Origin of the sequence: Paenibacillus sp. FSL R7-0216 (assembly GCF_037969915.1) — a bacterium.
Lineage (GTDB): Bacteria > Bacillota > Bacilli > Paenibacillales > Paenibacillaceae > Fontibacillus > Fontibacillus rhizolycopersici.
On record NZ_CP150222.1, the window covers coordinates 2960093 to 2974330 of the forward strand.

Consider the following 14238-nt stretch of genomic DNA (forward strand, 5'->3'; position numbering starts at 1 on the left):
AACGATTCCGGACGTCTTGGATGAAATAACAGAGGGATCTGTCTGAACGCCGCGAAACCTGTCACAGCCTGGAAGCATGCGCTTTCATGGCTATAGCTCTTTGCAGTTTATCATTCGGATTTTCCCGCGGCAAAGCGAAGAAAAGCCTAATATCCCTTAAATTTGGAATATTAGGCCTCTATCGCCGGTTAAACCGGCTTATCTTTCATAAAAAGCTTCCATTTCCTCCACATCCCGCCCGATTTGAGCAAGGATGCTTTTCCAATGCGACAACTCCTCCGGCGAAGCTTTGGAACCTTGAATGCTTTGCTCCCATTCCGACCACAGGCCGCGGAACGTTTCGGCGGTTTGTGCCTTCCGTAATGCGATTTCTTGTTCGTAATGCTCCCGGAAGTTCGTCTCCATCCCCTCAACGATCTTCTTCAACTTGGCAAGCAGTGGATCTTCGAGCTTAGCCCGCAACTGCAAGCGGCCGCCTCCTTCAAAAAATGTTTTCGGATTTTTGAAGATGGGCCAATACGTCTCTGGTTCCAACGTTCCGCCGTCGAGCAAACCTTCGGGTATCGTCGGCGTATTCCAGCTCGTTTCGCCCTCCGTATAGCTAAGCGGCATTTCCAGCGCCGCCTCATGCCGACGGCACCAAGCTTCCGCTTCGCGGCGGAGCAACGCCTCTGCTTTTCGCTCCAGGCGCAGGGTCGTGGCAAGCAGTTCGCGCTCCAATTCACCCGAAATTTGATCCAACCAACCGCGCATGGCGACGGTAAAGTTACGTTTCAGCGGACCGTTGTGCTCCTGCAGCAGCGAAGGGTGGAAAAATTCGGCGAACAGCTCCAACGCCTGCAGCCGAACGCGCTGCACGACGTGGAACAGCAACTCGGAATTCTCCTGGGCCCACTCCCTGCCGATATCGACCTGAACAAACTCGGCGACCGCCTGTTCGAAGGCATCTCGGCGTCCACGTAAGGCGGTGAGCCGCTGCTCTGCATTTTCTGCGTTGTGCCCGGCGGCTTCCGTCCATTTGAATAACCGTTCGTGCATCTGCTTCACCATTGCAGCAGCGGAAGATACGGCCAGATTCCCCAGATCCTGTTCCAGAAAAGCGGAGAACCGCTGTCGGAAGAGGGTGAAGCCCGGGTCGTTCGCAACGTTCCCCTGAACTGCGGCCATGGCTCGCATACTGGATACGGCAAACACGTTAGGTTGCTGGATCCCTGCCGTGCGGAGACCCTCCCGTACATGCTCCACGACGGCGGTGAGTTCATCGTCCGAAGCCGCAAGATCGGCGGCGTTAACAACGAAGAACATTTTATCCAGGGCAAAGCTGCCTTTCATCCGTCCCAACTGGCTTAACAGCTGCTTGTCGGCTCGCGAAAACGCGTGATTGTAGTAGGTCACGAAGATAATCGCATCGGAGTCCTTCATATATTGGAAAGTCACTCCCGTATGACGGGCATGGATGGAATCCGCCCCTGGGGTGTCCACCAGCACGATTCCTTGTTCGGTTAATGAACAACTGTAGTAAAAGTCGATTTCGGCCACGAAGCAAGCCTTCTTCTCGTTTGCGGCGTAGCTGCGGAACATCTCCGCCTCCACGACCTCCACTTGGCCGAATCGTCCGGCTGACTCTGTCCATCCGGCGGCCGCAGCTTTCAGGAAGCTGTAGTGAGCGCGACCGGCCGCCGGAATGTCTTCAGGTTTCAAGCGCCGAACCGCCTCTAGCCAGGCCGTCTCCGACCAAGTTCCCAAACCTAGAGCTTGGAAGGAATAGGCCAGGTCTTCGCGGATCGCCTCGGCGCTCTTGAATTTGACAGCGGCCGTGTTATGGCGCTGGCCTCCAGCGGGCGCCATCACGCGGATGATCGCCGCGGTGGTCGGATGCGGCGATACGGGCAACACGGCTTCGCCTAGCAAAGCGCTGGCGAAGGACGATTTTCCGGCGCTGAACGCCCCGAACAGCGCCACCGTGAAGACGCCGCCGCGCAGCTCGGCGGCGCGCCGGGTCAGCTCCCGCACCCCGGTGCCGAAGGCCGGGTGGGGAGCCAGCCGCTCCGCCGCGGCCGTCAGGCGTGCGGCGGCGGCAAGCGCGCGCCCGCGCGCCGGGGCGGCCGTGGCCGCTGGCGCGGGCGCCGTTGCCGCCGGGGCACCGCCCCCGGCGGCTTGCGCCTGCGGCGGCGGAGCGGCGGCAGCGATGCTCGCCGCCACAGGCGCCGCAGGCGCATCCGCGCCGCGGCCCGCCGCGCGCGGCGCGGCCACCCCTGCCCTCACCTCCGGCAACAGGCCGGGGGTGAGGGGCACGGGCGCGCCCAGCAGCGCGGCACAGCGCACCGCGCGCGCTGCGGCGGCCGCGTCCAGCTGCGCCAGGGCGCGGGCCGCGGGAAGGCGCGCCGCCAGCTCGGCGCGCCGGGTGAGCGCCGCCGTAGCTTCGGCGGCGCGGCGCGGCGACGGCGCGGCGAGCAGCGCGTCGATGACGTCCACGGCCGCGCGGCGGTAGCGCGCGGCGATGCTGGCGCCAACCGCCGCGGCGTAGATCAGCGTCGACTCGCCGGACAACATCGCTCCGCCCGGAAGCGGCTCCGTGATCCAAGCCTCTGCCGGTTTCGGCATCCGCTCGTCCAACTGCTGCTCCCAGGCTTCGCCCCAAAGCTCCAACTCCTGGCCGATCCCCCGCAGCTCCTGGCGCACATGCCAATCCAGCTGTGCTTCGACTTGCTCCCCAAGCGCCTGCAGAAATTCGCTTTGGCGCTTCAACTTCTCCGCTTCCGTCTTTCCGCCAGCGAACCAGCCCTTCGCTTTAAAGCCCGGCGCCTGGCCTTCCAAATAGCGACCCGCAAGCTCCCGCAACTGCGGTGTCATCAACTGTGCGGTATCCAGCAGGCTGCCGATACGTTGCAGCCACTCCTGTTTCCGCGGCTCCCAAGCTTTCTCCCCAGAAGGATCAACGATCTCGAGTCTACGCAGTTCTTCCCCCATTGCCGTTACGTCCGTTTCGCCGCCAGCCTCTTCTTCTAGCTGCTCACGCCGAGATTGCTCCGACTCAGCCACGCGCGCTAAATAACCTTCAACCGACTGAGCCGCCGAAGCGTAAGCCCCGTATTCCAGCAAACCGCCTCCCCGCTCAAACAAGGCGCGGATCGCTTCCTTCAACTGCGGCAGCATATTCCCGGGAGCATCTTCCCTCTTTAATGAAATATAGAAAATTCCCTTCGCCGCGATATTCCATGCCCGGAACGCCTGGCTGACCGATTGTTGATACTCCTCGAAGGGGAGCTCCTCTTCCCGATGCTTATCGATTTGATTCACGACCATGTATACCGGTTTACCGTAATCGCTTAGCGATTTGGCAAAGCTTAAATTGGTCTCCGAAGAAACGTGGTTATAATCCATCACATAGAACACTACATCCGCCAGGTGCAGAGCAGAATGCGTGGCCATCGCATGGCCGGCGTCATTGGAGTCGACTCCAGGCGTATCTAGCAACACACCGCCGTGAGGTGGTAGCTCAATCTGGTCCCAGAGCTCTACGCGAGTGTATTCTTCGCCGTTGCGGCAATACGCCGCTACCTCCTCCACCGGCACTTCTACCTTAGCTTTGGCCAAATCGGCCGGCGTCAATAGTGCACGCGGCTCCCCTTCCCGAATGAGTACCACATTGGCGCTGGTGGGAAGCGGGCTAGCCGGCATAACCACTTTTCCGCATAAAGCGTTAATTAAACTCGACTTCCCCGCCGAGAAATGGCCGCAAAACGCCGTGACCAGCTCCCTCCGGCCCAGCTTGTCGCCAACCTCTCGCAGTTCAGCCGCCGCGGTTAGGTCACCTTCCCCGTCCACCAAGTCTCGCAATCGATGCAGCCGCTCGCGCAATGATAGCTCCGTATCCGTCATCGTTCCATCCATCCTAGTTCCTCCGTTTTCCACGCTGCGAAATCAAGTTTCATTTTAATTATTCATATTTTAACATTTCCCTGTTCGCTTGGAAACGCTCGCTTGCGGATGTTCGTCCGCGTAACGCTTCATACCAAAAAACCGCCTCCCAAGGAGGCGGTTCCGTCTATACTACAGCATTAACTAATATAAGCCAGCCTCTCGATCCGCCAGCACCTGTCCGGTGAGCGACAAATCGTAATCCCCTAATGACGACAGTACCTCGTGCAGCTCGGTCGAACCCAGCGCTTCGCGGAGCTTGGCGATCCACTCGCGGTTCTCCGGCTTATTCAGCACAACAAGGTCGACGCGTTCAAGGGTCAGCGGAATGAAATCAAGTCCGGCGATCCGAGCCGGACGTTCGCTGCCGACGCCAACGTCCGCCTGGCCAAGGGCAATCCGCCCCCCAAGCCCCATATGCGAAGATTCCTCCTGGGCGTAGCCGGTGACGGTCGCAGGAGCGATTCCATGCTTGCGCAGCTGTTCATCCAGCAATACCCGGGCTCCCGAACCCTTCTCCCGGTTAATCAGCTTAATCCCGGGCCGCGCTAAATCCTCCCAGGATTGGATCCTAAGCGGATTACCTTGCTTGACGTAAAAACCTGCCCGGCGCGTCGCAAAATTCAATACCAAATAAGGGAGGGAAATGAACAGCTTGCGGATATACGGCAAATTGTACTCCCCGGTGTCTCCATCGTACAGATGCGTGCTGACGATATCCGCCGTACCGTTATACATGGCCACTAAGCTGTCCATACTGCTGGCAAAGGAACGCAGCGGACGGTATGCGCGAACTTTAGATTCCAACGCTTTGGCCAGCAGGTCGAGCCCCGGATCCTGCCCGGTAATGACCAACGTCCTTGCCCCATCCCGCACTTCTCCGCCGTCGGCATCCGGTCGGGTCGGTACGGTATAGGGAACCTGAAATACCGGCATGGCGGTGGCAGCGGACGACCCGGCCCCGCTTCTGGCTTTGTGCTTATACGCCTCCAAGTCAGTGGAGTCCACTCTCATCTGTTTGCCGACCCGGTATGCGGGAAGCTCCCCTTTTTTGATCAAATCATATACGGTTAACTTAGATACCTTTAACAGCTTGGCGATTTCTTCGGCTGTATACGAGATCGGTTCAGTCATAACTTACTCCTCATCTGTTCCACCATCGTTCTTGCAACTAGACTCATCTTACCGGGGATTCCCCTTTTTTTCAATGAAAACTCCCCCATGGATCTATGCAGATCGTTATGTTTCGTATAATCTAGTTATAATTAGATATAACCGAGGAGGGAATACCTATGCACAAATGGATGAAGCTGCCCTTTTTGGCCGTACTCACCGTCCTTATCCTGCTCCTATCCGCCGGATGCGGCAGCAATTCGGCTTCGCCCAACAAGGCTCCTTCCGTCAGTGCCGAAGGTAGCAACGCGGCCAACAACTCACCAACATCGGTTGAGGACAAGTCCGAACCGGCTGAGCAGGTCGAACTGCTCGTCTCTGCCGCTGCCAGCTTAACCGAAAGCCTTGATGAACTCAAGAGTGTATACGAGGCCGAGCACAGCCATGTGAAGCTAACTTTTAACTACGCCGCCTCCGGAACGCTTCAACAGCAAATCGAACAAGGCGCCCCGGCTGATCTGTTCCTGTCCGCCGGGACCAAGCAGATGAATGCTTTGATCGAAAAAGGCCTAATGGATGACCGTCTAACAACCAACCTATTGACCAATGAACTTGTGCTGGTTATTCCTCAGGATGGCTCCGTACAAATTGAAAAAATGGAAGATCTAGCAAAACTCGGCGATATCGCCATCGGCACCCCTGAATCTGTTCCGGCCGGGAAATACGCGCAACAGACTCTTAATTACCATAAACTTTGGGATTCATTGCAATCCAAGCTAGTGTTGACCAAGGACGTCAAACAAGTCTTATCCTATGTGGAAACCGGCAACGTCGACGCCGGATTTGTTTACAAAACCGACGCTGCCCTTTCAGATAAGGTGAAGGTGGCGCTAAGCGCAGAAGCCGAAAGCCATGACCCAATTGAATATCCGATCGGTGTCCTCAAGGGCAGTGCTCATCCGGATGAAGCCAAAGAACTTTACGATTTCTTGTTAAGCGACCCCGCCCGGCAAGTGTTTAGCACATACGGGTTTACCCCAGCGGAGTAATCGCCTATGAACGCAATAGGGATTCCGGAAACCTTCCTGGAGCCGGTTGGATTATCATTGCAAGTGTCTATAGCTGCCACGGTCATCGCCTTTTTGACTGGCCTTTTAATGGCATGGCGCATGTCCTCCGCCTCCTTTTACGGGAAAACGCTGGTGGAAACCGTCTTTCTTCTTCCGCTCGTCCTGCCGCCTAGCGTTGTCGGTTTTATATTGCTCGTGATGTTGGGCAAGAACAGTTGGATCGGGCAAGCCGCGGAAACCCTATTGCACCTGAGCTTCGTGTTCCAGCCGCTCGGTGCGGTGATCGCTGCAGCTGTCGTCAGTTTCCCTCTGATCTATCAGACGCTGAAGTCCGGCTTCCAGGCTGTGGATAAAGAGCTGAAGGACGCTGCCCGTTCGCAGGGAGCCGGAGAATGGCACGTGCTGGTGTATATTGTATTGCCCCTTGCCTCCCGTTCGCTGCAATCGGCGTTTATTCTCGGGTTCGCCCGTGCGCTTGGCGAATTTGGGGCGACGATGATGATTGCCGGCAACATCCCCGGCCGAACCCAAACGATCCCAACGGCGATCTTTTTTGCCGTAGACGGCGGAAACCTGTCGCTGGCTTGGGCCCTGACGGGCTGCACCATCCTGTTGTCCTTCGGCCTGCTATGGATCTCCTCCCGCCTTAAAACCGAATAGACGAGCCAAGGCTCCTTGGTTGCAGAACGACAAAAATCCCCTGCGGTCTGGCGTGTTCATAACACGTCCTCCCGAGGGGATTTCTTATCTATTCTTCGTTTCGAGCAACTTCATCGCTCGATTTAACTAACGACATCCGCCGTTTCTGTTGGAAGCAAGATTTCAAAGACTTTGCCGTGCTGTAATATCGTGATGCCTCTGGTCTTATCCTTCATCACAACGACTTCCGGTTTAACGGACATCCGTTCCAAATAATGCTCAGGTACCTCGCCGGAATCGCTGACAACCAAGCCTTCAACCTCACGCTCGTCGTTTTCGCCTAGCTTCAAATCGATCACTTGCTCAAACACGTCCGAGAACTGTTCAAAGTTATCGGTATACACAGAAATGCATCTCATGGGGTCTCTCATCCTCACCTATGGGTTATCTTTTTTTGCCGCATTTTTCTTATTTTTTCTGTTTTGCGGCGTTTTCATACGTTTCTTGCCCTCCCGGCATACGTCAAGCAGCGGGCAGACTTCACATTTCGGGTTCTGCGCCTTGCAGTGGTACCTACCGAAGAAGATCAAGCGATGGTGGGTTAATGTCCATTCATCCCTCGGGACACGCTTCATCAGTTTCTTCTCTACTTCAAGAACGGAGTCGTTCCATCCAGCCAAACCTAGTCGTTTACTGACACGCTCCACATGCGTATCTACGGCAATGGCCGGAACGTCAAAGGCGTTCGATACGACGACGTTTGCCGTTTTTCGCCCCACACCAGGAAGCTCAACCAATTGTTCATGTTCCCGCGGGACCTCACCGCCGTAACGCTCCAGCAAAATATGACACAGGTTTTGAATATGCTTGGCTTTACTGCGGAACAAGCCGATTTTCCGGATATCCTGTTCCAGCTCTTCTAACGGAACCGAAACATAATCCTCGGGCGTTTTATACTTTTGAAACAAATCGGCCGTGACTTTATTCACGGTTGCGTCGGTGCATTGCGCGGACAGGAGCACAGCAATCGTAAGTTCAAAGGCATTCTCGTGGTTCAACTCGCAACGCGCATCCGGAAACATGGCACCGATGGTGTCTAAAATATAGCGGACGTCAGCCGCGTTCATGTCTCCACTCCTTTCCTGGAGGCCCGGCTGGCAGCTCGGATTAATCCGCGAAAAAACCGCCTTGATCCGGGAAACATCCCGCATCAAGACGGTTGATCTCACGAAAAATGATTATTGTTTTTCGATTTCAACCAGCTTGTCTCCGTTGAAATACAAAACAATTTTATCATTATTCTGGAGGGATTGCACGGATATTGTCGTGTCGCCTTGGTGAATATAGGTGTCTCCCGTTACGGCAAAACGATAATTGTTGTCAGACGTACTGGATCGCAAGACGATAATTTCTTTGGCAACCCCATCATAACGGGAAAACTTGCGTTCCTGCGGGGTTAATACTTTGATCACGACCGCGCCATTCGTGTCCTTACGTACTTCAACATGATCGCTGGTCGTGAGCGAAGTTGTGCTCGTGCTGATCTCGGTACCCCGTTGAACTTTCACGCCGCTTGCCAGGGAGTAGGTCTCCACGTTGCCGGCAAAAGACTTCACCGTTAACGACGAACCATCGACGCTTTGAACCTTACCTAAGGTCAGCTTCACGACTTGCAGCGAGACAGCCGTTTGTCCATTAAACGTAACGTTGATCGTTTGTCCTACCTTCAGATCGCTGACTTTGATCGCTCCGCCGTTTTCGCCAAGCAATACGGCCTGATCGACATAGAACTCGCTAGTCACCCCGTTCGCCGTTGCCCGAATGCGGCTGTTCGCCGTATTTATCGAAGCGACTTCGAATTGAATAGAGCTCTTCACTGCTAAGGTTTGCAAGGCATCCTGGTTTGCCGTCAACATCGCGGTTACTGGGTCCCCAGCCTTGATATCGGCCAACGTTGCACTTGCTTTGCCATAAATGCTGATCGACGGCGTTGTTCCTTGATAAGGGATTTCCACGGTTTTTCCGTTGCCCAGCAAGATCGTGATCTTCTTCGTCGAAGTATTGGCCGAAACGTAAGTGCCCTCGTATTTGTACGTCACTTCCACGTTCACCACACGCGAACCAACGACCGTCAGATCGACTCTACGACCCTTGGACAGCAATGCTTCCAGACCGGACAAGGTTGGCGTTGTCGTGTTATAGGTGTATTTCGTTTTGTCATCGATTACGAATACATACGGTTTTTCCGCGGCATCCATCACAGTGAGCGCCTTCGTTTTCGCATCATAGTTGATGACGGAAGCGTTCGCCAGCTGTTCGGACTGCCGTCCGGTGACAACGATCTTCGTGACTTCGTCATCCGGGTTCAGGGTCATTTCGACTTTGTCCCCGCCTTTTGTGTCGGTAATGAGATCGTCCAGGCCCGCATCCGCGATCCCGTTAATTTGCACGGTAACGTTCTTCGCTAGCCGCTTAATTTCGTCGCGTCCTCCCGCATTCGTATAGCTGAGCAGCGTATCGCCTACGAGATCCAGCAAGGTACCGGTTACCGTACGTTCCGTTGCCTGGGTGACTTCAAGGGATGTCAAGACACTATCCTTCACCGTATAGGTCACGGATGCCCCTGTATTCACTTCGCCCATCGTATTGAGTCTTTGGTTTTGGTACAGCAAAATCGTATTGTTATCAAATTTATACGTCTCTTCCGCCCCATTGGCGGCTTTGATCGTTACGGTTTTCGCGGTCAGATCCACCTTCGACACCGTACCGCTGCTTGTCTTATCCACCAACGCCGATTTCACCTGAACGATCACCGGCTTCTTCTCTGCCGTGAACGTTTCACGCTGTACAACTACGGTGCTCTCAGACGTCAGGTCGCTTGCTTTGATGGCATTGCCGTTTTGGTCAAGGAAACTGGTATTTGCGTCATAGGTATAAGTCACCGAATCATTATTCACCAAAAGAAGCAAACGGTTATTCGTTAGCACCCGAAGCAGAGTTCCTTCGACACTCTCCAACTGCTGGTTCGCATCCGTCACTTCCACATAAGCAGCCGAGCCCACTTTATCTACTAATAGCAATTTGGTGTACAGCTTCAAAGCACTTTGGGTCGTTCTCACTTCGGAATCCTTCGTAAAATAGACAGAACGGTTGTCCAGCGAAAAGCTTCTCATTTGACCGTTCGTATACAAAGTCAGCTTGCTGTCGGTCAGTTGGGTTACGATCCCCTCATAGACGTTAGCGTAACCCGGGTTCACGTATTCGCCGCCACGGCTGAAGAAGGTAGCGAGCTGAGCGCGGGTGACTTTGCCGAGCGGATCAAAACGGTTGCCTTCCACCCCTTTGGTCAGATTCAACTGAACCGCAACATTGACATAGCCGCGCGCGTTCGCGGAGATGCTCGATTGATCGGCGAAGCCGGTTGACATCGCAGCCGATGCTTTGGCTTCCGCATCTTTGCCCAGAGAACGTACTAGAATTTTGGCAATCCATTCCCGCGAGGCTTTCTTCTCGCCCCAGGATTCGCCTTCTTTTGTGACAGCAACCTCTTCATTTTTGTCAATCAATTTCTTGGATAGTGCCAGCTCCAAATAAGGTTTAAAATAATTGCCGACCTTAAGATCTGCCGGAGCGGTAGACCCGCTGCCTAACTGAGAATCCAGGTTCATGAACCGGACAGCCATCGTAATGGCTTCCTGTTGAGTTACGCTATCGCCTGGCCGGAATTTGCCGGCATCGCCGAGAAGAATGCCCTCAGACGCCAGTTTGTATATATGTTTCTCCGCCCAGAATCCGTTCTGTACGTCACTAAACAAAGATACAGCAGCGACGTTTTGCGAGGTGTTGACCGTTGTCGTTTCTTCGGCAAATGCCGCCGTAGTTCCGCCCAAACACATGGCCGTAACCAGCATGGCGGAAACTGCTCTTTGGGTACTGCGTGTAAACGTGCGTTTATAGGATGCCATCAAATTCTTCCTTTCTACAAAAAAGATCTCTCTACCCATTCGACGGCGGACAAGTGAGTTCCTCCCCGAATCCTTAATTTCTTGACAACGGATGCGTCAGTTCGACATGTCCCATCAACGTATCGACGGGAGTTCCATCCACCAGGACATCGATCGCCTGAACCTCATCGAATTGGAACAAGGTGTTTTTTAACGCATCGAGAGCCAGCGCCTCCCCGCCCGCACCAAGGCGCGCTTCATCGGGCAGCGCCAAGTCGACGGTTACGGTTCCGTCTTTGAAATCGGCGGAATGAAACTCGACTTTTCCCCACAGCGAGAACTGTTTGGTATCGCTCGGGGTTTGCAACGCCTTGAGGGCCGCCAAATATTTATCAGCTTCTGCCTGATAGGTGATTTCACGGCTATCTTGGGTTAACTCCAGCATCTGATCATCGGTAAAATACGTTTCGATCTTTTCCGTGATCTGCTGTGGCTGGTTCGCCCCACCTGCTCCTTGCGACGAATCTGTATTCTGCGGCGAAGCCGTGTTCGGAGCCTGTACGTTCTCCTGGTTTGTCTCAGCGTTTCCCGCTCCCGCGTTAGGAGCCGATTGCGGTTTTTGCCCACAGCCGCTGCTCAAGGCGAGCAGAAGAACCAAAACTCCCATGAGGTAACTTTTTCTGATCATGGTTACTTCCTCCTTCGCCCGGCGATCACTGAAGGCCGAGATATTCTTTGATGCCGTCCGCGATGCCTTGGGCGACTTTGCTGCGGTATTCGTCCGTTGCTAGCAACGCATCATCGTTTTTGTTACTTAAGTACCCGCATTCGAGCAGCACGGCCGGCATGGTGGTTTCCCGGGTCACATGCAAGCTTTGCGTACGGACCTTGCGATCGGCCAAACCGGAGGCTTGGACCAGATGCTTATGCATAACCTTAGCCAAATCCTGGCTTGCAGCCCGAGTATAATAGGTCTCTACGCCGCTGGCCGAGGCGGAACCCGAATTTGCGTGTACGGATATAAAAATGTCCGCACCTACGTTTTCGGCAATTTTTACCCGGTCCGGCAAGGTCGGATAAGTATCGCTTTCGCGCGTCAGCACCAAGTTGATGTTAGGATCGTTCTGCAGCAGCTTCTGCACTTTCAGAACCACGGCAAGGTTAAAGTCCTTCTCCTTCTTCTTCGTGACGCTGATCGCCCCTGGATCGCTACCTCCATGACCGGCGTCCAGCACAACCGTCTTCTTCCCATCGCCGCCGGAGTTTCCCCCTTGGCTAGGATCCATATTCAAGTTAACGAAGATCAATCCGTCGTTATCGTTAACCAATTCATAATTTACCTTATGGTTCAAATCCAGTACGATTCGTACGGTCGATGGATTACTGCTAAACAGCGCGTATCTGACTTTGGAAACATCGGGATAATCCGTTACTTCAATGGCTCCACTTTTGTTAACGTCAAGAGGCGCTCCATTAGCCAATGTTTCAGCAAATTGCGTTTGCGGAAGATCGATCACTAACCGTTCCGGACCGCTCATTGTAAAAATGCTCGGCGTCACGTTCTTATCAACCGCAATCATCAGGCTATTGTTGCTGAACCCGATCCCCGTAACCTTCGCTAACTCGGCGGGATCGACCGGAGGCACAACCGTGCCCGGTTGCTGTCCGTCCGTTCCTGTACCGCTGTCGGTGCCAGATCCAGCATTTCCGGCATTTCCGCTTCCGCTCCCGGAACTTGACGATGTTAAGTAAGCAGATTTAGCTGCGTTGTCCCAAGACACCTTCAGCCCCATCTGCTCTCCGACAAAACGCATCGGAACGAGCGTCGTGTCCCCGGCAAGCTTAGGTGCGATAGGCAGCTTAACTTCACTTCCATTGACGGAAGCGGTTGTTTTATTGACGTTGAGAATAAGCGTTGTACCCGATTGCTTTATGGTTACCGTGCTCGTCTTTTTCTCATAGTTGACGTCAAAACCCAGCTCCTCCGCGACGACACGAATTGGAATCATCACATTTCCATTCACATTTTGGACTTGTCCGTTTTCGGGTAAAGCGAGCGCTTTCCCATCCAGATAAATACTCGTACTGCCAGGCGCTGCTTGTCCTGTCTGCGCCATCACCATCAGCAGCATCCAGGCGAACACGAGCGCCGCCAAACCTTTTTTCTTCATCCGTCACCCCTACCATCCTAGAATTTTTGCCTCATGATGACCGATGAGTTTTCTTTATTGCGCTTCGACATCACCAGACGACATATTAGACGCCAAAAGCCATGGAAAGTTGCGAAAAAATGGCATTTTTCTGCTTAACATTTGCCAGAGCTTCCTACGAAAATCCTGACTTTCCTAAAAGCGGAAGTGGGCCTCGATCACACGCACAAAAGAACCCGACAGATCCTTGACTCTCGATCGATCGGGCTAATTTCGTCGGCTAACGGACTCCAGGGCCGTTATTTGCGATGAATTCGGTTAACTCATTATGTAACGGACTGAGATGACCTTATTAGCCGGATTCTAAACCGGATAGGTACAAAAAGGTCAAAATAGCGCCGTTGGAGTCCGTTACGTTGGGAAAACCTCGGGAAATGGCGGAATAACGGCCCTCCGGTCCGTTACAAACTCCCGCTGCGCGCTCTTTGATCATTATCCCGTTAACTCAGGTTCAACCGAGTTGACGGGATTATGCTCCTCTCCATACCGCCTGTAGCAGCCAGAGAGTGCCCCAACGCAAAAAAAGAGCGCTAAAGGCCAGAGGGTGAAATGATTCTGAAGAAAAGATAGTGGTCGCCTTTGCGAACGGGCTTCTACAACTCCTAATTCTACAGAATCAAGAAATCCGCGAGCAACAGCGATCGTAAGAACATTTCACACGGCGGCCTTCCCGCGCTCTTCTATTCAGTTACTCGGCAGCAACACAGCTTTCTACCGGCTCATCGGATGCTCCAGATCGACGTGGCCCATCAACGAGTCGACCTGCGCCCCGTCCAAAGTCAACTCGATTTGCTTGACTTCGTCAAACTGGAACATCGTATTCTTCAGCGCTTCGAGGGCCAGAGATTCCCCGCCTGCGCCGAGGCGAGCTTCGTCCGGCAGGCTGATATCGAGATTTAATTGTCCACTCGTTTCATCAAACTTCACCGTGTTCAGGACCACCTTCTCCCAGAGAGACAGAAGGCCGTCGTCCGCCTTCTGCAGCGCTTCAAAGGCGCTTTCGTATTTGCTCCGATCCGCCGTAAATTCGATCTCGCGAGATTTTGGCTTCAAGTCCATTAGGTTATCGTCGGTATAATAAACCTGTATGGTCAACTTCTCCACCTCCGCCTCTGGCGCATCGGCGTTTGCAGCACTCGTCTCATCAGCACCGCTTCCACTCTGTTGAACCTCCTGTAGCTCGGTTCCCTGCGCACCGCTGCTCAGTGCAGCGTCCACTTCATTCCCGTTATCCGGAGGCGAAGCCACCGGCTTGTTCCCGCATCCTGCGGCAACCCCCAACATGGCGACCATCACCAGTAAAATCGCTATTTTTCTCATGCCGCTTGCCCCCTTGTCGAT

10 protein-coding genes are annotated in these 14238 nt (G+C 54.2%); 2 read left to right on the forward strand and 8 right to left on the reverse strand.

Features of this window, described 5'->3' with window-relative positions; translation table 11 throughout:
• Positions 1 to 198: 198 nt before the first annotated feature.
• The gene (locus MKZ15_RS13390) at positions 199 to 3894 is read right to left on the reverse strand and encodes a dynamin family protein (protein WP_339816500.1); all 3696 of its coding nucleotides are present in this window, start codon (positions 3892 to 3894) and stop codon (positions 199 to 201) included.
• Between the two features lie 171 nt (positions 3895 to 4065).
• Positions 4066 to 5055: a helix-turn-helix transcriptional regulator gene (locus MKZ15_RS13395; protein ID WP_213622875.1), complete on the reverse strand. Its 990-nt coding sequence runs from the start codon at positions 5053 to 5055 to the stop codon at positions 4066 to 4068.
• Positions 5056 to 5213: 158 nt separating this feature from the next.
• Here MKZ15_RS13395 and modA point away from each other — a divergent pair, with 158 nt between their 5' ends.
• Complete coding sequence (modA, locus tag MKZ15_RS13400; RefSeq protein ID WP_339816501.1) at positions 5214 to 6083, forward strand: molybdate ABC transporter substrate-binding protein; 870 nt, start codon at positions 5214 to 5216, stop codon at positions 6081 to 6083.
• 6 nt (positions 6084 to 6089) lie between these two features.
• Positions 6090 to 6764: a molybdate ABC transporter permease subunit gene (modB, locus tag MKZ15_RS13405; protein WP_339816502.1), complete on the forward strand. Its 675-nt coding sequence runs from the start codon at positions 6090 to 6092 to the stop codon at positions 6762 to 6764.
• A gap of 122 nt (positions 6765 to 6886) precedes the next feature.
• Here modB and MKZ15_RS13410 read toward each other — a convergent pair whose 3' ends face one another.
• From MKZ15_RS13410 to MKZ15_RS13435, 6 genes are all read right to left on the reverse strand, one after another.
• On the reverse strand, positions 6887 to 7162 hold the full coding sequence (locus MKZ15_RS13410) for an NAD/NADP transhydrogenase alpha subunit (RefSeq protein ID WP_155605274.1): 276 nt from the start codon (positions 7160 to 7162) through the stop codon (positions 6887 to 6889).
• Positions 7163 to 7180: 18 nt separating this feature from the next.
• Positions 7181 to 7870: an endonuclease III gene (gene nth, locus MKZ15_RS13415; RefSeq protein ID WP_339816503.1), complete on the reverse strand. Its 690-nt coding sequence runs from the start codon at positions 7868 to 7870 to the stop codon at positions 7181 to 7183.
• A gap of 111 nt (positions 7871 to 7981) precedes the next feature.
• Positions 7982 to 10708 carry an S-layer homology domain-containing protein gene (locus MKZ15_RS13420; RefSeq protein WP_339816504.1) on the reverse strand — a complete coding sequence of 909 codons (2727 nt, stop codon included), beginning with the start codon at positions 10706 to 10708 and terminating at the stop codon, positions 7982 to 7984.
• Between the two features lie 73 nt (positions 10709 to 10781).
• Positions 10782 to 11375 carry a GerMN domain-containing protein gene (locus MKZ15_RS13425; RefSeq protein ID WP_155605277.1) on the reverse strand — a complete coding sequence of 198 codons (594 nt, stop codon included), beginning with the start codon at positions 11373 to 11375 and terminating at the stop codon, positions 10782 to 10784.
• Positions 11376 to 11400: 25 nt separating this feature from the next.
• The gene (locus tag MKZ15_RS13430; RefSeq protein WP_339816505.1) at positions 11401 to 12858 is read right to left on the reverse strand and encodes an N-acetylmuramoyl-L-alanine amidase family protein; all 1458 of its coding nucleotides are present in this window, start codon (positions 12856 to 12858) and stop codon (positions 11401 to 11403) included.
• A 750-nt stretch (positions 12859 to 13608) separates the two neighbouring features.
• Complete coding sequence (locus MKZ15_RS13435) at positions 13609 to 14217, reverse strand: GerMN domain-containing protein (RefSeq protein WP_339816506.1); 609 nt, start codon at positions 14215 to 14217, stop codon at positions 13609 to 13611.
• Positions 14218 to 14238 lie beyond the last annotated feature (21 nt).

What these genes read in the sequence shown, in the direction of transcription:
- MKZ15_RS13390 (WP_339816500.1), bottom strand. Translation starts at nt 3,894, where the DNA reads ATGGATGGAACGATGACGGATACGGAGCTATCATTGCGCGAGCGGCTG.
- MKZ15_RS13425 (WP_155605277.1), bottom strand. Translation starts at nt 11,375, where the DNA reads ATGATCAGAAAAAGTTACCTCATGGGAGTTTTGGTTCTTCTGCTCGCC.
- MKZ15_RS13395 (WP_213622875.1), bottom strand. Translation starts at nt 5,055, where the DNA reads ATGACTGAACCGATCTCGTATACAGCCGAAGAAATCGCCAAGCTGTTA.
- modB (WP_339816502.1), top strand. Translation starts at nt 6,090, where the DNA reads ATGAACGCAATAGGGATTCCGGAAACCTTCCTGGAGCCGGTTGGATTA.
- MKZ15_RS13435 (WP_339816506.1), bottom strand. Translation starts at nt 14,217, where the DNA reads ATGAGAAAAATAGCGATTTTACTGGTGATGGTCGCCATGTTGGGGGTT.
- MKZ15_RS13430 (WP_339816505.1), bottom strand. Translation starts at nt 12,858, where the DNA reads ATGAAGAAAAAAGGTTTGGCGGCGCTCGTGTTCGCCTGGATGCTGCTG.
- nth (WP_339816503.1), bottom strand. Translation starts at nt 7,870, where the DNA reads ATGAACGCGGCTGACGTCCGCTATATTTTAGACACCATCGGTGCCATG.
- MKZ15_RS13410 (WP_155605274.1), bottom strand. Translation starts at nt 7,162, where the DNA reads ATGAGATGCATTTCTGTGTATACCGATAACTTTGAACAGTTCTCGGAC.
- MKZ15_RS13420 (WP_339816504.1), bottom strand. Translation starts at nt 10,708, where the DNA reads ATGGCATCCTATAAACGCACGTTTACACGCAGTACCCAAAGAGCAGTT.
- modA (WP_339816501.1), top strand. Translation starts at nt 5,214, where the DNA reads ATGCACAAATGGATGAAGCTGCCCTTTTTGGCCGTACTCACCGTCCTT.